General features: G+C 36.0%; 17 protein-coding genes. All 17 read right to left on the reverse strand.

The window, feature by feature from the left end; translation table 11 throughout:
* Positions 1-6: 6 nt before the first annotated feature.
* The 17 genes from JM83_RS08400 to JM83_RS08480 all read right to left on the reverse strand — a co-directional run bounded on the left by JM83_RS08400 (position 7) and on the right by JM83_RS08480 (position 18,151).
* The gene (locus JM83_RS08400) at positions 7-2,646 is read right to left on the reverse strand and encodes a DEAD/DEAH box helicase (protein ID WP_144961135.1); all 2,640 of its coding nucleotides are present in this window, start codon (positions 2,644-2,646) and stop codon (positions 7-9) included.
* A 3-nt stretch (positions 2,647-2,649) separates the two neighbouring features.
* The gene (locus JM83_RS08405; protein WP_144961137.1) at positions 2,650-4,353 is read right to left on the reverse strand and encodes a site-specific DNA-methyltransferase; all 1,704 of its coding nucleotides are present in this window, start codon (positions 4,351-4,353) and stop codon (positions 2,650-2,652) included.
* Between the two features lies 1 nt (position 4,354).
* A complete protein-coding gene (locus JM83_RS08410; protein WP_144961139.1) occupies positions 4,355-4,555 on the reverse strand; it encodes a helix-turn-helix domain-containing protein in 201 nt (66 codons plus the stop codon).
* 164 nt (positions 4,556-4,719) lie between these two features.
* Positions 4,720-6,300: a type IV secretory system conjugative DNA transfer family protein gene (locus JM83_RS08415; protein WP_144961141.1), complete on the reverse strand. Its 1,581-nt coding sequence runs from the start codon at positions 6,298-6,300 to the stop codon at positions 4,720-4,722.
* A 9-nt stretch (positions 6,301-6,309) separates the two neighbouring features.
* Positions 6,310-7,341, reverse strand: a complete 1,032-nt coding sequence (gene mobB / locus JM83_RS08420) for a MobB family relaxase (protein WP_144961143.1) — start codon at positions 7,339-7,341, stop codon at positions 6,310-6,312.
* Between the two features lie 10 nt (positions 7,342-7,351).
* The gene (locus JM83_RS08425) at positions 7,352-7,732 is read right to left on the reverse strand and encodes a BfmA/BtgA family mobilization protein (protein ID WP_144961145.1); all 381 of its coding nucleotides are present in this window, start codon (positions 7,730-7,732) and stop codon (positions 7,352-7,354) included.
* 427 nt (positions 7,733-8,159) lie between these two features.
* Positions 8,160-8,357 (reverse strand): hypothetical protein, encoded by a 198-nt coding sequence (locus JM83_RS08430; protein ID WP_144961147.1) that lies wholly within the window; start codon positions 8,355-8,357, stop codon positions 8,160-8,162.
* Positions 8,358-8,367: 10 nt separating this feature from the next.
* A complete protein-coding gene (locus JM83_RS08435) occupies positions 8,368-8,817 on the reverse strand; it encodes a RadC family protein (protein ID WP_144961149.1) in 450 nt (149 codons plus the stop codon).
* Between the two features lie 75 nt (positions 8,818-8,892).
* Positions 8,893-9,237 carry a single-stranded DNA-binding protein gene (locus JM83_RS08440; RefSeq protein ID WP_144961150.1) on the reverse strand — a complete coding sequence of 115 codons (345 nt, stop codon included), beginning with the start codon at positions 9,235-9,237 and terminating at the stop codon, positions 8,893-8,895.
* 834 nt (positions 9,238-10,071) lie between these two features.
* Positions 10,072-11,049, reverse strand: a complete 978-nt coding sequence (locus JM83_RS08445; RefSeq protein ID WP_315897843.1) for an AraC family transcriptional regulator — start codon at positions 11,047-11,049, stop codon at positions 10,072-10,074.
* A complete protein-coding gene (locus tag JM83_RS08450; RefSeq protein WP_144961154.1) occupies positions 10,991-11,824 on the reverse strand; it encodes an SDR family oxidoreductase in 834 nt (277 codons plus the stop codon). Before JM83_RS08450 ends, JM83_RS08445 begins: the two co-directional genes overlap by 59 nt.
* A gap of 178 nt (positions 11,825-12,002) precedes the next feature.
* Entirely contained in the window at positions 12,003-12,755 is a 753-nt protein-coding gene (locus JM83_RS08455) for a hypothetical protein (RefSeq protein WP_144961156.1), read from the reverse strand.
* A gap of 6 nt (positions 12,756-12,761) precedes the next feature.
* Positions 12,762-13,172, reverse strand: coding sequence for a hypothetical protein (locus JM83_RS08460; RefSeq protein WP_144961157.1), 411 nt, complete (start codon positions 13,170-13,172; stop codon positions 12,762-12,764).
* A 49-nt stretch (positions 13,173-13,221) separates the two neighbouring features.
* Complete coding sequence (locus JM83_RS08465; protein WP_144961159.1) at positions 13,222-14,013, reverse strand: UPF0489 family protein; 792 nt, start codon at positions 14,011-14,013, stop codon at positions 13,222-13,224.
* Positions 14,006-16,276, reverse strand: coding sequence for a hypothetical protein (locus JM83_RS08470; protein ID WP_144961161.1), 2,271 nt, complete (start codon positions 16,274-16,276; stop codon positions 14,006-14,008). The genes JM83_RS08465 and JM83_RS08470 overlap by 8 nt, the downstream gene beginning before the upstream one ends.
* Positions 16,277-16,281: 5 nt before the next feature.
* Positions 16,282-17,391: a nucleotidyl transferase AbiEii/AbiGii toxin family protein gene (locus tag JM83_RS08475; protein WP_144961163.1), complete on the reverse strand. Its 1,110-nt coding sequence runs from the start codon at positions 17,389-17,391 to the stop codon at positions 16,282-16,284.
* Positions 17,384-18,151: a DUF6577 family protein gene (locus JM83_RS08480; protein ID WP_144961165.1), complete on the reverse strand. Its 768-nt coding sequence runs from the start codon at positions 18,149-18,151 to the stop codon at positions 17,384-17,386. Before JM83_RS08480 ends, JM83_RS08475 begins: the two co-directional genes overlap by 8 nt.
* Between the last annotated feature and the right edge of the window lie 77 nt (positions 18,152-18,228).

Genomic DNA, 18,228 nt, shown 5'->3' on the forward strand with positions numbered 1-18,228 from the left:
TGTTTTTTACATTCCGCTAATTAATTCTTTTGCTTTGTCCAACGTAAATGCTCCCTTAACTTCTTTCTTGTCAAAAACCATAAAATATGAAAAATCGTGTCCAGCTTGTCTTTCCCATTCATTTCCGAGTCTGCATTTTCCTTCGCTGTCAGAACCGTCCAAATGGTCACCTTTCGTTTCAATCAATATTGTTTTTCCAGATTTCGTTCTCAAAATAAAGTCAGGATAATGATTGGCTTTAAATCCGTTAATGTAAAACCCTTTTCCTCTTTCTAAATTTCTATGCCAAAACACAATATTTGAAGAAGTTCCGATTTCCATTATCACTTTTTGCTCAAAATTATTCATTGTTCCCTCTCTTTCATACAATGAATTTCCAATTGAAGAGCCAATATTTCCAGGAACAATTTCCTTTCCTAATTTCCAGTTTTCTTTTGCAGTTATACGTTTTGATTTAATCAAATCCATAAATCGGGTTTCTGCATAACTGTCTGACAGTTGTCTGATTTTAGCTTTTATTTTATCAGTGTAACTCCATTTCCTAACCAAAATATCTCGCATTTGTTCTGCGTTCATTCCTTTTAAGATTCTACCAACATAGACTTTTATTTCTTGATCAGGAATTGGATACATATTTCCAATAATTTGCATTATTTGGTGCGTAATATCACTTATTTGAGCATCTTTTGGTTTGGCCAAAATGTATTCCGCAATTGGGTCTTTTACTTGACTTTCCTCAATCTTTACCCAATCAGGTGTGTAATTATCCTTCACTGTTTCTGTCAAATCAACTTTGTATAAATCAGATGAGATTTGGTCAAAGTCTATTTTTATATCTTCATCTGAAAGTTTAAAGTCTTTTAATAAAGATTCTCGGTTTAACAATTCTTCATCTGTTCCAAAGATGTCACTCGCTGTTACTTTTAGAAAAAATTGAGGAAAATCTATTTTTTCAATAATTTCTTTGTTTGCTTCTTTTACTCGATAGCGTTTTACTTTATCTCCCATTTCTTGAAAAATAGTTGAGTCAACAGGTTGTTTTTCTTGTTCCTGTATTTGCTGTTCTAATTCTTTGTTTTGTTCTTCTGCCATTGTTTCTATTTCCACAATTACAGAAGTATCTTCAATGTCATCTTCTTTTGCATTTGGGTCAAAAGAAATTCGCTTTTTATCAATTGTTTCTTCTTCCGCTTCTTTTTGTTGTTCTGGAAACAGAAAGGACTCAACAGGATTTACAACTTCTGTTTGTTTTTCTTCTTCTGTCATATTATCTGAAACTCTGTGTTCATTTCCACTAAATCCAGAGGCTTTTAATCCTTCAACGATGCTTTGTAGAGTTTCATTGAATTTTGCCGAAGCTGTTAAAACATAAGAAAGATTTAATTGAAATGCTTTATGCTTTTGAACATAAGGTTGACGTAACACACGACCTAAAATTTGCTCAACATCTACTGCACTTGATCTGTCAGCCAATGAGGCTAAAATATATGCAAAAGGACAATCCCAACCTTCTTTCAAAGCGTTGATCGTAATGATGTAACGAACTTCGCAATCCTTACTTTGTAAATTTGCTATACCTTTAAGTTCGTCAATGTTGGCAGTTTTTATCTTTATTTGATTTTCCGGAATGCCTAAACCTAATAGTTGTTCTTTTAATTTTTCAAAAGTTGTATTATCATCTTTAGTTTTTGGTTGAGCTTGAAACAATACAATTGGTCTAATGTATTTTCCGCCATCTTCTTCTTGCTTTTTGGCTAAATTTTCCAATTTCCGTTGTAGATGCAAAGCATTGTTAATGACTTCTGTTTTATCGTGATTGCTGTAAACGATAACAGGAAGTTTAACCATATGTTCCTTTTTTAATTCTATTGCAGGAACTAAACTCACAATATTACTATTGTCTTTTGGTGTTGCTGTTAAATCTAAAATGAATGAAGGATTTAAGTTTTTTAGCATATCTACGCTCAAATCACTTTCTGCATTATGGCTTTCGTCAACTACTAAAACAGGATGTAAACTTCTAATTACGTTGATTAACGCTGTATCGTCAACATCTGTTAGAAGGTGATTTCTGTTTGCATATTGTGGAACGAAAGACTCCAACTGTCCGTTTTCTTGATATACTTTTCTGTCTTCTTTGTTTTTTGCTCTTAAACTGGCAAAACTCAACACAAAAATGCTCAATTGTTCTTTTACAACTGTTGGGTTAAAATTTGAACCTTGTAGCAAATCTTCTTTTTGGTAAATCTCAACTTTATGATTAAAAAGTGCATTTAATTTTTGACGATAAGGATGTTCGGGATTTGACAAAGCGCTTACGGTTTGTTGCAATAAATTACTCCAAGGAACTAACCAGATTACTGCTTTAGTTTTGCTCGTGTCATAAGCTGAAAAAATGGAATGCAAAGCATTTACAGCAATAAAGGTTTTTCCGCCAGCAGTTGGTACTTTTATACAAACATGTGCTGATTTTGGAATGTTATTTTTGTAAGGTTGCATTCCTGTATTATCCAAAGGATTATATGGTCCAATTTTATCTTCCCAATATTGATTGAATGCAGTAGATACATTTTTATGCTCTTGAACATATTCCAAATATTCTTCAAGATTTTCTATTACTTTTTGTTGATAGCTTTTTAATTCCATAATCTAAAATCTTGTAATGTCTCTAGGTATTTTTTTGAAAATGATGTTATTTTTTGACATAAATTCTTTTGGCAACAAGCAGTTATCTGCATAAATAACAAATTGCTCGCCTTTGGTTTTTATGAGTTCCAAAGCATCATAATCTAAGGTGGTTAAGCGGTCTTTTTCGTAAATGAAGTAGTACGCTGATTCGTCTTTTTTTCCTAAAAAATAAGGTTCTTTGTTTGGTTCAGTAAAAGAAGTTCGGGTTTCTGAAAACCAAATGTACTCTCTGATTTTCGCCAAGCCAACTTTCTCATTTAGGTTTTGATTTTCATCAAATAATGGTAAACCGAGTTCGTAAAAGTCAAATGCTCCGCCTGTTCCTGCTACTGCTTTTGCCCCTGAACCATATCCTTTGGTTACACGTTTTACTCTTTCTGCAGTAATATTATTGGCGTAATCTTCCATTTCTACCAAAATGAACTTGCGATTACCACCGTCATGTTTATTTAGGTTTAAAACTGCGTGAGCAGTTGTGCCTGAACCTGCAAAAGAGTCGAGGATGATGCCTTCGGAAGTATCAATAGAATTAAGTAATGTCTCTATAAGACTTACGGGTTTGGGATAGTCGAAACTTTTTTCTGTTAATTCTTTCAATGAAACACCACCTACACTCTTGGTACTAATTATTGACCTTAAAAGAAAATCCGAAACTTCATCCAAGTATTTTATTGAACTCGGTTGAGTGTTTTCATCCTTTGCAAACCAAATTTTACCACATATGAAACTTCCATTATGTAATTCCTTTACATTATCATAATCCAACATTGAATCAAAAGTTTCTTTCGTCCAACGCCAACCTCTATCTGGGACTTTGCAAGGTTGTTTTGTTTTTGGATGCAGAACATCATAACGAGGACCATATGTTTGACCATTTGGCCAACTTACATTGATTTTACCCCAAAGTTTATAGTTCTCATCAAGTGAATTATACAAAGTTATTCCTCGGTCGTAAGCATTCTTTTTGTATAAATTTTTGATTTCAATTTCAGCTTTCGGAATAGAAGTTTTTTTTCTTTTTAATTGATTGAGAAGCTCGTTTATTTCTGGAATACCTTCTTTTCTTTGGATAAATTTATGCTCTCGGGATTTATTCTTAACGAAAAGCAGTACATACTCGTGAATGTTTCCAATAAACTTATCATTTTTTGGAACCCTTTTATTCCAAACTAATTGTTCTATGAAATTGCCAACTCCAAAAATTTCATCCATCATTAATTTAAGATTGGATATCTCATTTTCATCAATCGAAATAAAAATAGCTCCATCATCTGCCAACAATTTATGAAGCAATTTTAAGCGTGGATACATCATACACAGCCATTTGTCGTGTCGGGTGAGGTCTTCGCCATCTTTACCTACCACTTCGCCCAACCATTTTTTTATTTTGGGGTGGTTCACGTTGTCATTGTACACCCAACTTTCATTTCCTGTATTATAAGGTGGGTCAATGTAAATGCACTTTATTTTTCCTTCATATTCAGGTAGTAAACTTTTTAAGGCTTCAAGGTTGTCTCCGTGTATGATTTTATTTCCGCTGTTGGTCGGTTCGTTTTGTTCGCCCTTTTCTGCTGTAAATCCGTATTTGCGTTCCAAAACTCTGTATGGCACATCTTGGTGGTGGCTCACCACTTTTTCTTTTCCTATCCAATTGAGTGTTGGCATACTATTTCTGTTCTTTATTTGATATTATCAATTCTTTCACGTCAATGTCCAAAATTTCCGCTATTTCCATCAAGGTTTCCAAGCGTGGTTGCTGTCGGTTTTGGGCATAAGCGTTTACCATATTGTAGCTTTTCCCAAGTTTTTCAGCTAACCAAGTCTGCTTAATTCCTTTCTGTTCCAACACTTCCTTAATTCGGTTCATTTAATTCGGTCTTTATTTTTTCCTTAAAAATCTCATTGAATAGCTCCGCTGATTTCAAACGTAATTTAGTCCACTAAAATAGTCAAGATTTTTTATTTATCTCAAAAAATGGTGTATAAAGTGTAAATATTATGTTCAGGTGTGGTGGCAAAGGGCTAATTGTTCTATTTAAATATCGACCTCGCCTCCTCATAAACCCGCTCAAAATTTGACGCTAAATCAGCCTGAGAAAACTGCTTGGGTTCTAGAGGAAGCTCCCTTTTTATTCTTTGCAACTTAAACTGCACTTTATTATCCATTCCATCTGCATAGGTAATGAACTCGCCCTGTTTCAACCGAAAGAAAACATCCGCCCTTATCTTGGGAATTTCCTTTTCACCGGTAGTAATTCGCGTATCAAAATCGAGATTATGCCCACGACTGATACTTTTAGTAGGATCTTTTATAATCTCAAAAAAGCGTTCATAGTATTTTGCAGTGTCCGGGTCGTTGACCTTACCAAAAAACTGATAGGAAAGATTGCTCAATATCGCCTTGCTTGCCTTATCGCCGTACATCATATCGTTCTGGATCTTGTCCTGCATCACATAGACCGTAGAAATATTATAGCTTCGTAACGTTGCCGGAATACGGTGCATATTCAATAATCGAATGGTAGGCGCCTCTTCCATTAACAGGAAGGAAGGTTTGGAATTCCGCACACTCATTTGTTTGGTAATGGTATGGACAATAGTAGCAATAACAGGCGAATAGGATGTTTCAAATTTTGGATTGTTCACGATTGAAATCACACAAGGATTTTCTTCGCTATTGATATTGAGCGGTACTTCATCTGCGGACAACGCCATAAAAATCCGTTGTGTACTGATGCGTTTTAATGCATTGGCCAAGGTACTTTTTACACCAGCGGTTTGGCGTTCCGAATCCTTACCACTTATAAAGGCATCTGCCATAGCCCTTGAGGTGGTATTGGTTTCCAAAAACTGTATCAGGCTGTCGGTGTCCAGATATTGATAAATGGCAATCAAATGAGGAAGGGTACAGAATTGTGGATAGGTCGTTTTCAGTTTCCAAATCAATCCACCAATCAAACCTTCTGCAGCATCATTGAAAAATTTGGTCGTGCCAGTCGTTCCAGATTCCCGTTGCTCTAAAAGGTTCTCGATTAACACCCGGGAAACCTCATTTACGCTTTCCTCGTTCTCCAAATACCTTGGAGCAATGGGATTGACCCGATGGATAATTTTATCAAAGGAAATCACCTTGAATGGAATATCTCCGTCCTTAAAAAGTGGATACGCCATTTCCGTTAGTTCAAAATCCTTGTAATCGAGGATGATGCCACAAAAGCCTTCTTTCCGGAAATGTTTCAGGAATCCATACACTACACTTTCGGTCTTTCCACTTCCCGCAGAACCTATGATGGATGCGCCACGTTTGATATTGTCCAGTTTGAAGTTTCCCTTGGTAGTAGCAAAATTGATTTGATACCTATAGTCGCCATTTTTTGGCACCTCCTTTTTATGCAAGAAAACATACAATGCCGTATTGATCAACAAAAGCGGACAGACCACATTCAACAAAACTAAAACCAAATTGTTCCAAGGTTGTAAAAAATAAGCCAGGGCAAACAACAAAAAGCCGTTTGCAATAAATGCATATTTGGAGACCTGATACGATCCATAAAATATAGCACTGGCCAGACCTATGGTTAAAAGAGCGGTAAAGAGATTGTCTATTTGCATACGTTCGGATTAAATACCTATGGAACTTGATTTAATGGCCACTTCCACGCCACGGCGCAGTCGGTTGAATACCTTCATTGCCAGTTGCGCCTGTGAAACCGGAATACTGGGCAGCATGGGAACACCACTTTCCTTCATCATTTTAAATGCGATTGCCTTTTCATTGGTGGGCAGTTTCATCAGCGATGCAAAATAGATTTTGGGATTCTTGACAAAATCCTTTCGAGCTTTGTAGGTCTCGGCGAAGTTTCTTTGATAGCCAAAAGTCCTGTCAAAGGTCTTTTCCGCACGTTCAAAAAACTGGTCACGGTCAAAGCCCCGTTTTATGGTCTTACCGTGCATCTCCACTTCCGATGCCTTATGCTTGCTCCCCGGGGAAAGACTGAAGGTGTTGGAGGCATCCTTCCGGCTTACGATGATATGGATATGGCTTTGGTCTCCTGCCTTTGGCATCCCTTGGACAATCCGCTTCCCTTCCTGTTGGTGCGGGGCTTCCTTTTCCAATCGGTCAATTTTCTTCTGCAATAGTTTGCTATTGCCTTCAGCCCGCCCTTCTTCAATATTCCTGATTTCTGTTTTGAGCTGCAATATTTTGGTGGCATAAGGCTGATTCTCCTTTATCTGCCAATCCGTCCCCTTAAAGGTGCGTTGGTATTCGATTTTTGCGTAATATTTTATATCATCGATGGTAATGGGTCTTCCGTTGATTTCACGATTAAATGATGCCACATAATCCTTCATCAGTTCACGGGTGTATCTTTTTAAATCTTCACTACTGTTCTGTAATCGGCTCAGTTCGTATTTGGAAGGGCTCACCGTAATGGAATAGAATTTGGCTTCGGTCTTTTTGAGTTTGGCACCGTTGCCATCGATATCCTTCACCACTTCTTCCGAGGAAATCTTATCTTCATACTGGTTGAAAAAGTGTTCCATTTCTTCCTGTTCCAGACCTTGGTTTTCTTTCTCCAGATAACCGACAAAATCGCCTGAACTTTGTGAATAATTCCCTCCCAGTTTTTGAGGTGTAATCGTGATATACATAGTTCAAAGATTAGGGTTCGTTAGTATAGTTTTGCTTTTCCTGAAATCTTACATTAGGTTTTTCTTCGACCATTTTCTTTTCCAAGATCAAGGGCTTCTTTTTGGGTTCTTCGGTTTGGAAAAGTAATTCCAACATTGCTACGGTGGGTTTGGTCTGGCTCTTTTCCATATCCCGCATTATGGCAATGGCCGCATTGATACGTTTCTTGATTGATGCTTCGATAGTCCTACCAGTAGGACCCAATTTTTCCTTTGGGGAAATCTCGTTATAGAAGAAAAAGTCGAGCATTGTTTCCAATGCTTCGGTGTGTGATTTGAAGTGTGTCCTTGAAAATTCCTGAAAACGTTTTGCCGTTTTCTTTTTGAACCTGATGCCGATAAATGAGTCCATAATTCGCCGATTTGTCGCAAATCCTTCCCTAAAAATGGGCGTTCACAGGGCATTTGTCGCAAATTGTAGGGGGTCGGGAATTTTACTATTTTTCAAATTACTGAATATCAGTTATTTGAAAATTAAAAGGAGTGCTAAACATCGCATCGCGTGTTACCCTCTTGCTACTCCTTTTCGTCCCGCCCAGCGGGACAAAACTCCGTACAATTTGGCTCAAAGCCAATTGCCAGTTTCAGGGAAATAATTTCCTGTTATGTAATTTTTCGATGGGTACGGTTATCGGCGAAAGTAAAAAATGGATAACCCTACGTAAATTGAATGCTGAATTTCAGCGAAATAAAGATAGTGATTTTTATTGAATTGAAATCGGTGAAACAGAAAAACACCTCCAAGAATTTAGAGGTGCTTTACTATGCAGTTTATAAAATCAGATGTTGAATACAAACGTATAGGAATACAAATTGCGTAATGCTTCTTCGGCTATCATCTTTTCAAAACTGGTGTGATTTTTTCTTACGTATCTGCGGATGTCCTCCCCAAATTTTCGTTCCACGTCTTTTTTGGAATCCTCCAAAAGTCGGTTTTGAGCCTCTTCGCTCAAGTCTGTAAAATTTAGATAAACCATAGCTTTCAGTTTAAAGGATTCCGTTATCCGCAAAACTGTAATAGTCGCCATCAGGGGTAAGTATCAAATGGTCCAAAACTTTTATATCAAAAAGCTCCCCGGCCTTTTTGATTTTATCGGTCAGGCTCTTGTCCGCTTCACTCGGTTTTAAGGTACCGCTCGGATGGTTGTGCAGCAAAATAACTGCCGTGGTCAAGCTCTTTAAGAGTACGGCAAACAGGATGCGGACATCCACTAGAGTTCCTGTAATTCCACCGTTAGAGGCTTCGTAAATCCCCTTGACCCTATTGGCGTTGTTGAGCAACATTATCTTAAAGGTCTCGTTCAGTTCAATCGTTTCTTTGTTCCATTGGCTGAAGGCTAATTCTGCGGCACTTTCGGAACTTGTTATCTTGGGCAGTAAATTTGCTTTTACAGTTCCGCTATAACTTATGGCTATTTCATTAACTTTGCTTTTCATTGTTTTTCAATTATTTGTGAATGATGAATAAGAGGGCGCTACTTTCCAAGGGAACGCCCTCTTAAATTTTAAGGATTACTTATCGCTTTTATTGCCAAGTAAAAGCACTTCCTTTGCTTCCACTTCGGTTACATAGCGTTGGTTTCCGTCATCGGTGGTATAGGTGCGGGTTCTCAATTTTCCCGTAAGGGCTATTTCCTTTCCCTTGCCTACATAGTTTTCGATAATTTCGGCTGTTTTGCCCCAAGCTACGACGGTGTGCCAGTCAGTGGACTGTACTTTTTCGCCCTTGTTGTTTTTGTAGTGTTCATTTGTGGCGATTGAAAAACGGGCAACTTTCTTACCGTTTTCAAGGTTGGTAATGGTTGGTTCTTGACCAACGTTTCCGATTAACTGAACGTGATTTTTTAAAGTACTCATAATAAAATATTTAAAGATTAATTAAAATGCTATCTGAACCATTCAGACAGTTTGCGTTTCTATTTTTTTGAAGTGATTTACTTATTATATCTGGAGCGTTTTCCTTTTTTTGTTTTTTTGGTGCCGCTTCCTTTTTGATGTTTTTGTACGATTTCATAAGCTTCATTTTAGATTTACTTCCCATAGCGCCCTCGCTGTTACCTTTTTTTGTTGCTGATACAGTTTCAATATTTGGAATTGATAAGGAATTATAAAAGGGAGGCACGACCGGTTATGCAGTCCGTTCAACTTCCAAATGTTGGTATTTTGCTGTCAAAAAAAGGGAGGGACAGTGAGGGTGCGGGAGTAGGTCTAAAGGCTTTTGTGAAGTACCAATACATAGGAAGCGGTACCAAATGATTATATGGAATTCCAATGGAGCGGACTCCATTCACGATTTCGGATTGGGAATGGAGTGTTCCTTCCCAGAGTATCGGGAAGGGTTAACGGAATGGAAAGGAGAAATTGGGGATGGTGTCCAAGACTTTTTTTAGGGAAGCTCTTTGTCTGGAATGGAGCTTTTCGCGAAATGAAAGGCAATGGGCTGAACGGATTATGAGAACTGATTATCTATAAAGCATCATATGAGCGACTTAACTTTAGATATGTTGAATGGGAATAAAGTGTTTCAAACCATTTGTGGAATTAAAGCAATGGAAACTGGAAACTTGATAGTTGTACCCGGAACTTTTTAGTTAAGTTCTTTATCTGGGGTTAGCTTTTTCCGAAATGAAGAGTAATGTGCCGATTAAGTTATGTAATTGGATTATTTTTTTGCATTGTTAGCGAAATTGTTTAATTGAATGACGCCCTATATTGCAATGGGGTTTTTTGGGTTTTCTTTTTGAACATCGTACTAAAGGATTGTGGATGCTCGAAACCTAAATCATAAGCTATTTCCTTCACGCTTAAATTGGTCGTTGAAAGAAGGTCTTTGGCTTTATCGATTACAAATTTCTGAATATAGGTCTGGGCATTTTGACCAGTAAGGCCTCGTAACATATCACTCAGATAATGAGGAGACACATTAAGCTTTTCCGATAAAAATTGAACTGTTGGTAAGCCTGAAAGTGCCGATTCGCTATTTAAGTAGTGGGTCAGCAGGCTTTCAATTTCGGTGAGCAGATCGTTATTTACCGCGCTTCGAGTAAGAAATTGCCTATTATGAAAACGATCCGCATAGTTAAGAAGTAGTTCAATATGTGAAACAACAAGACCTTGGCTATAACCATCTATATTGTTTTTTAGTTCGTCCTGCATTTGCTGAAGAAGAGACATAATTATTTCGTCCTCTTTTTCCGAAAGATGTAGGGCTTCAGCTCTGGAATATGAAAAAAAGCCATAGTTTCCAATGACTTTTCCTAATCCATAATGGCGAATAAGATCAGGTTTAAATATTAGCATGTATCCCGATACAGGATCATCTGTAACATCTGTAACGGAAAAAATCTGTCCAGGTTTGGTAAAACTCATAATCCCCTCTTCAAAATCATAATCACGTTGCCCGTATTTGAACTTACCCGAAGAACCTTTTTTACAGGCAACGCAATAAAAATCATAATAAAAATTTTTCCAGATTTCGCTATCTCCAAATTTCAAAAGTTCAAAATTGATAACACTTACCAGTGGATGGTCTGGCTTTGGCAAACCGAATAAACGGTGGAGTTCAGAAATGGACCCGATTCTATATGGAGCAGCTTTTTTCAATTTATAATTATTTAAAATCAGTAGATAAAGATAGTTCTTTCCATTTTTCCATTTCTTCTTCCTCATTTTTGCGTACCTGTAAAATAGCGTTGTAGCTGTCGGAACCTAAAGGAAGATGTAAGGGTGGATTTGACATTTCGGTAATTTTAAGTAATACTTCCGCTAATTTTTTCGGATCGCCCAATTGTTTGCCATCAAAGCCCGTAAACTGTTCAACCTGTTCATCTAAATTATATGCGTCAATTTTATTTTTCGCCACATTGAGACTGTCCTCGCTCATAAAATTTGTACGAAATGTTCCCGGTGCAAGAATCGTCACTTTTATACCAAAAGGAGCAACTTCTTGGGCAAGAGCTTCCGATAGTCCTATAACAGCAAATTTGGATGCATTATAACTTCCATTACCCGCATACCCCATATAGCCCATCATTGACGAAGTGTTAATGATATGCCCTGATTTTTGCCTGCGTAAATGCGGCAAGATTTTCCTGATGATATTGGCCAGTGCAAAGACATTTACGTTCATTGTTTCCCTAAACTCGGTATCACTTAGTTCCTCAATATTCCCCAACAGGTTATATCCTGCATTATTGACCACGACATCTATTTGACCAAATTTTTCTATACCCTTGGAAATAGCTTCTTCAACGTCATGTTCTTTGGTGATGTCCAACTTTACGGGAAGTAGATTGCCCTTGTAATCCGCGATTTTTTCTAAAAGCGTTTCCGTATTTCTGGAAGTTGCTATTACTTTACCTCCGTTGTTTAAAACCGCTTTTGTGATTTCTAGGCCCATACCTTTGGACGCTCCTGTAATAAACCAAACTTTTTGTGTGCTCATATATATTGTTTTTTTATACACACAAACTTATTGAAGGCCTAAAAGTTAAAAGTATTCAAATAAGGGATTTTAGTATTCAAATTGAATCCTGAAGGGTGTCCAAGATTTCTCAAGGAAGGTCTTTGCCTGGAATGGAGCTTTTTGTGAAATGGAGGGAAATGTGCTGAACGGTTTTAGATTAACTATTATCAAGGATTTTCAGAAACCTCGTTGATACATCTTTTATTTTATGAATTGATACTTCATCTTTTACTGTTTCAATAAGTGCCCAATATTTGGGCTCGTTCCAAATAAATTCCCTAGTCAGACCTGAACCACGTTGATTTATAAATCCCCAGAACCAAAGGTCATCCCAAACTTCCATTTCTTCAGAGGAATAATTTTCCTGTAAAAGTCTATTTACTTTATGGAAATTCCATTTTCTGGACGGATCAATACGATGAAAAATTGCTTCAATTACAGCATCTACAGGCAAGAAAAATTTTTCATTTGTTTCTATAACTTTCGGTGCATCCTCCCATATTGAACTTTTAAATCCATAGTTTCCATTATGTAAATGATAAATGGTTTTGGTAAACAATGCAGAAGTTTTATTTCCCCAACCAGTTTGCCTCAACATACCATAGTACAGTGATTCATAATTATAGTCACAGTTATCCGTATCTGTTAAAAATCTGATGAATGCCTTAAAACTTTGAAGGTGAGATTTATTTGAATATACTTTTTGAAAAAAGCACGAGAGTACATCAATTTTAGGCTGACTTTGGGTATTCGCTACGTGGTAAAGAACTGAATACAATTTGTCTTCGAGCGAATCGAACGGAGTTAAAAATAGATTATAAGAATTTGATTGGACCTTTTTATTATAAGCTCTATTTTCATTCAAGAAATGAAATAACGTAGATAGCTTAGAATTCGTTGTTGTATTCAAAATGAATTATTTTTCAAGAGTAACCGTTCCATTAGCATTAACCCAATAATGCTGTATCCCTATCTTATTCAGTTCAGGAATAATACTGGCTATTGCTTTTCTTATTTGTTCATCTTCGGGGTGTGCAATGGCAATTTTCGCATTTGGAAACGCAGCTTTAGTTTCTAAGCATTTAATAATTGCTTTACCTAAATGAGTCTTAATTTGTCCAGAGTTGAAATAATCTCGTCGCTTCGTTGGTGAATCTATATGTGCTTTTGCACCTTTAACTTCAATAAGTAATTTTTCTTCTTTTCTGTTCGCCACAATATCACACCCTCTTGTTTGGCCTAAACAATAACTCTCTATTTGATACCCTTGTTGAATCAAATGAGGCATCAGTAATTCAATGGTTCTATTTTCTGTCAGTTTTTCCATTTTAGCTAAAATTTAGCTTAATATAATTGAGTAAAAAATCAATATTCCGTCAATATTTTGGTTTCCATTTCCAATTACATTTTGGTGCAAACAATTCTGGTTGGAAATAAATATCACTGATTAAGCCTAAAAATTTATTGCTTTTTAAAAGTCCGCCGCAATGTTCAGGTTCTGTTGCAATTGTGAAACCCTTTAGACGTTCAAAAACCCAGTTGATTAAAGTGTTGTCCTTATTCAACATTGTCCTTATTTCTTTTTCCTGTAGATATGTAAATTCAAATGAACCGTCGCTTAGACCATTCTTTAGCGAAAAGAAATCCAAGTCAATATCGAAAAACACAGATGTTTCCGAAGATTTAAATAATTCATCTTGTAAACCCTCATAAGTTTTGAACTTTTTGATTGTGTGCTTATTTCCATAAGTATCAATCAATTCTTCATCTTTCCAAGCGCCAGGAAATGGTGCTTGTCTACAATGTACATATATATCTCCAATTAAATTAAGATAAGCTGCACACAAAATATGACCGTCATTATTGCCTGCAAGTTTTGCCCAGGAGAAAACAGAAACATCTGCATCGCTAGTCAAATCTAGCGCGTCTAGCCATTCTTTTTCTACATTTTCTGGATAACACAAATCCTGATGCCAGTCTAAAGAAACTAAACAGGGTGGATGTGCTCCATTGTTTTTCCGCATCCATTTGTTCCAATAGAAGAATGCATAGCGGTGTTCTTGAAATACTGCAAGTTCTATAGCTTCATTTTCATTTACTGGATGCGATAATATTTCGCGCAAAGCTCCTGGTGGCTCTATATGGTGTGGGTTTCTGAAATTAATCATCTTCTAGACTTTCAAAAGGTTCAATGTTATTCAAATCATCCTTAATTCCCTGTTCTTGGTAGGGGGAAACCATATTAAGCTGAACAACATCTCTATTTACCTTCCAAATCAATTCTGAAGCAAAAGCCAAAGTGATTTGTACAGATTCACGTGGGTTCTCGTGCCTATCATCAATCCATTGTTCCCTGTAATTTGAATTTGCTTCCTGAGTTAAATCTATAACCGATGCATACAGCTTCTTTTCTTCGTCCATTAAATCTAATTTAAGTTCATCAACATCATCCTGATTCAACGTATTATATTTTAATATTGGTAGGTCAGATTTAGGGATTATAAACAATACGTCTCTAAAGAATCTTGAAGGAAGATTGATTATATTCTTTAAATAATCAAGGTCGGCCCTAATACTGTGACTTACAAAATTGACTCCAATTATAACGTGAGTAGAATTTTTATATTTCAACTGTTTAAGTGCAGCTGGGATCTCACTTCTTTCAATTAAATAACGACGTGTTCGGGCAGTAAGAAAAGAATTGGGTATATATCTATTAAGTACTTCTGAAACTATTAGCTCTCCGAATATGGTGTCATAATTCATATGAGGAATATCCCCTTCTGTAAATGCCTGCTTTTGCATTAATCTTTTAGTGCCTTGAAGACCTATCCTAAGTATATCTTTTTCTTTTGTTGAAAAATCATTACTGTTAATGATTGGTTTGTAAACATCAAAAGCATTTGCAATTAATTGCGTAGAATTTATTTTAAAATTAGCGATCTTCTCAGGACTCAACTTTGCAGAAATTCGTTTATTAAGAATGGCCTCTTCAATATTCTGTGCCAATTCAACTGTGAAGTTATCGAATGTACCTTTATGTTCTTTTGTTATTTCATAACCTAAAATTTTAAGAAGCTCTTGTTCTTCCAAAATTTTATCTAGACAAAACTCAAAATACTCTATAGAACCTTTCCATTTAAGTAATTCCGCAACAGTATCTGGCATTCTTGGTTGTTCTGTGCTTCCCCGATTGGTATAATTAATCTGAACAAAATATTGTCTAAGAAACAAAAGAGCAACGTATTTACATATCCAAAATGTTATTTGTCTGGATATTCCTAGATTGTCAACTTCTGGAAATCGATATTTAAAGTCAACAGGTGTTCTATCCTGTATAAACCCGTCTTTAAAATAAGCGAACCAATAAAACACTTCATACATAGAGTTAGGTAGCAGGTAATATTGGACAGGTTGACTTTGGGTATAGTTTAAAATTCTCTTTAGAGCCTCATAGTTATTTTTGTAAAGAAGTAACCCACCCAATGCAATATGAAACTCAAAAAATTCGATTTGCTCTCTTTTTCTGAAATCAATAGCATCTTGATTATCATAACCACGAGTTTCTATATTATAATCTCCTTGTATGCTTTCTAAACGCATACTATAATATTGATGTGCCGTACCCCAATGCCGGACAATCAATTTAGGTGAATCCGAAATTAATATGATATTTCCCCACATCCAGGAATAAGTGGTAGACGATATAGGTATTTCTTTAAAATCTTGACCAAGAAGCCACCAGTTCGAAACCGAATTTAAGGTTACTGCATCTAACTCTTCTCGAGGTTTCCTAATCTGCTTTTTTATAATATTTCTATTAATAAGATAAAAATCTATCGGGTATTCAATAGGTTTATTTGAAGGATTCTTATCTCTCATTTCTAAAAATTCTTGAGTATAAAAGCTACTCAGAGTCTCAAGTAAATGTTCATCTTCATTTTCTACTGCAAACGTTGTGAACTCGTTGATAGTTTTTAATAAGTAAGTCTTATAAACACTATCTGTTTTCTTCGATTTATACTTTGAAATTAATCTGGTTAAAAGCCTTGTTGGTTTCCCTATGTATAATGCAACTTTATCCACCCAAATTATCAATGAAATAAGTAGAATTGTAGTCAATATAAAAACAAGCAATTGATTACTGCTTGCTAACCAAGGAAACCAAGGCTCAAACTCAAATATTAAAAACAAAAAAGAAGAAAATGTTGCAAAAAGTAACCATTCAAAATAAGTAATAGGTCTTGAACGATACCAAAGTTTTGGACCCAAACTTATCTGTGGAAATTCTTTTTCAAATACCCTTGATAAATAATTTGATTTGTACTTACTGCCAATATTAGATATTTTATCTAAAGTAATAGGATACGCCAAACCAATAATGGCAATATCAATTGCAACGCATATTTCGATAATGTATTTAAACTCCATCTGTATTAAATTATTAATAGTTCCACAGCTTTATACCAATAATAAAAGATGGTTTTATCTGGTTGTCGTTTCAATTTGTTCAAAAATGCCCAATCTGCTTTTTCGATAGCAAGTTTGCTTATATCTTGCCCTTCATAATATTCGATTTCTGTTATCTCATCTTGTAACAGTATCGCATTTAAATAAGCTACTCTTGATGAAGCTGCCATTGCCTCTTCAATTCTGAAATTTCCTGTCATCAAAAATGCGCTACCAAAACTGCGAATACCCAAATTCAAATCAGCAAATTTCTTTTTTGCTTCGGTGGTTGAATTACTTTCTCTTCTGGCAATAACCGTACAGGTGTTTATAGAATCCCACAGTACGTCGGTTTCTGTAAGTTTCCTGCTGCTAAAATCTTTATCGGAACTTCGATAGGATAGTTCTGCCTTAGCAAAGGCAGAAAAACTGGCCTTCACAATGGCGATATCTGTAATGCTCTCAAACAATTTAGCCAAGTCGAACAATTGTTTGCAGATTTCCATTGCAAAAGGTCGTCCTTGTTTGTAATATGGGATACCTATCGTTTCAGGGGCGAAAGCAGTTAGCTTATCTCCACAAATAGCATTTATCGAAGGCGTTGTAATGGCTGTTAGAGTTTCATCGACCGAAAGCCACGGTGTGTCAATAGTAGATTCAATAAGTTCGGGATAATGTGGACTGTCAAAAAGGATATCCAGAAGAATTGTTCCTGGAACGTTAGGATTATATACTGAATCGAATTCAAAAGTGTAATGTGCCTTGGGCACCCCATCTTTATAGCTTCGACGCTCGTTCAGTATATGCCTTTTAAAGTGTGATCTGGAGACTACTGTATCAAGAATTTTTTCCAAGGGTTCACGCCCTACACTTGAAATAATATCGATGTCAATTGAAAATCGGTTACCTTCCTCCAGTAAAAGCACAAGTGATGTTCCGCCTTTAAAGACAAAATCAAGTCCTGCTATCTTTAAATGTTCCAATAAAGAAAATGCGTGAACCATTTTTTCCAAAATGGTCACATTAATCCCTTTATGTTCTTTTTGTGCCCGGAAAGTATCCAACCATTCTCTTGTAAAACTTTTGCTATTAATCATTAATTATGTCCTCTAGAATATTAGGTATATGGTTATTTATAAATTGCTTTATTTCTTCTTCTTTCTTCCGTCTTTTCGCATAGCTAAAGAGCTTTGTGAAATTAATACTGTATCGTTCCAATATCTTTTCATAAATATTTACGAGTTCAGAACCTTGGTAAAAATGAAACAGATTTTCATCTGCGAACAAATCCACCATTATTTTTTCAAGTGTGGCAACAAGAACTGTATTTTTTTTGTCTCTCAATTTGTTTATGGGCGCTCTTGTAACAAGACGTTTTATGACTACAGGCACTGTACTTTCTGAAATATAGAACTCGATTTCCTTTTCATCTGGATTCAAGAAAAAATCCATTCGCAAAGAATCATTGAGATAATAATAAAGTGATTCTGTAAATTCCTTTTCTACTTCCACAACAATCATTTGATTTGACACCTGGTGCTGTGTAAATTCATTAAGCCATTGGTTTTCCCATATGGCGTATTGGATTTCCGAAAACTTTTCATTGGTCTTACGTGCTATTTTTAGAACATTATCAGACAATACAGGCTTGTACTTGGGTTTATAGGATATAACATACAGCCCCCGCCCAATAGTTTTTATAATGTCCTTTTTCTTTAGGTCATAAATTCGCCAACTAAACGTGCTTTCTTTCAGGTCTGGTTCAAATTCCAAATAGAAGTGAAATAGCTCATCTCTATCGAAAGAACTCTGGTCCTTGAATGCTTCTATAATTCTGTTTTCTATAATCTTTGGCATAACCTACAAATCAAAACTTTGCCAAATATACAAAAAAGTGGCTAATATTTGAAATCAAAATATTGCCACTTTCTAAT

The sequence above is a fragment of the Gillisia sp. Hel_I_86 genome, from assembly GCF_007827275.1.
Lineage (GTDB): Bacteria > Bacteroidota > Bacteroidia > Flavobacteriales > Flavobacteriaceae > Gillisia.

Excerpts from the sequence above, each read along its gene's own strand:
- JM83_RS08405 (WP_144961137.1), bottom strand. The coding sequence starts at position 4,353 with ATGCCAACACTCAATTGGATAGGAAAAGAAAAAGTGGTGAGCCACCAC.
- JM83_RS08435 (WP_144961149.1), bottom strand. The coding sequence starts at position 8,817 with ATGAAAAGCAAAGTTAATGAAATAGCCATAAGTTATAGCGGAACTGTA.
- JM83_RS08410 (WP_144961139.1), bottom strand. The coding sequence starts at position 4,555 with ATGAACCGAATTAAGGAAGTGTTGGAACAGAAAGGAATTAAGCAGACT.
- JM83_RS08460 (WP_144961157.1), bottom strand. The coding sequence starts at position 13,172 with ATGGAAAAACTGACAGAAAATAGAACCATTGAATTACTGATGCCTCAT.
- JM83_RS08475 (WP_144961163.1), bottom strand. The coding sequence starts at position 17,391 with ATGATTAATAGCAAAAGTTTTACAAGAGAATGGTTGGATACTTTCCGG.
- mobB (WP_144961143.1), bottom strand. The coding sequence starts at position 7,341 with ATGTATATCACGATTACACCTCAAAAACTGGGAGGGAATTATTCACAA.
- JM83_RS08445 (WP_315897843.1), bottom strand. The coding sequence starts at position 11,049 with ATGAGGAAGAAGAAATGGAAAAATGGAAAGAACTATCTTTATCTACTG.
- JM83_RS08470 (WP_144961161.1), bottom strand. The coding sequence starts at position 16,276 with ATGGAGTTTAAATACATTATCGAAATATGCGTTGCAATTGATATTGCC.
- JM83_RS08425 (WP_144961145.1), bottom strand. The coding sequence starts at position 7,732 with ATGGACTCATTTATCGGCATCAGGTTCAAAAAGAAAACGGCAAAACGT.
- JM83_RS08400 (WP_144961135.1), bottom strand. The coding sequence starts at position 2,646 with ATGGAATTAAAAAGCTATCAACAAAAAGTAATAGAAAATCTTGAAGAA.
- JM83_RS08450 (WP_144961154.1), bottom strand. The coding sequence starts at position 11,824 with ATGAGCACACAAAAAGTTTGGTTTATTACAGGAGCGTCCAAAGGTATG.
- JM83_RS08465 (WP_144961159.1), bottom strand. The coding sequence starts at position 14,013 with ATGATTAATTTCAGAAACCCACACCATATAGAGCCACCAGGAGCTTTG.
- JM83_RS08430 (WP_144961147.1), bottom strand. The coding sequence starts at position 8,357 with ATGGTTTATCTAAATTTTACAGACTTGAGCGAAGAGGCTCAAAACCGA.
- JM83_RS08415 (WP_144961141.1), bottom strand. The coding sequence starts at position 6,300 with ATGCAAATAGACAATCTCTTTACCGCTCTTTTAACCATAGGTCTGGCC.
- JM83_RS08440 (WP_144961150.1), bottom strand. The coding sequence starts at position 9,237 with ATGAGTACTTTAAAAAATCACGTTCAGTTAATCGGAAACGTTGGTCAA.
- JM83_RS08480 (WP_144961165.1), bottom strand. The coding sequence starts at position 18,151 with ATGCCAAAGATTATAGAAAACAGAATTATAGAAGCATTCAAGGACCAG.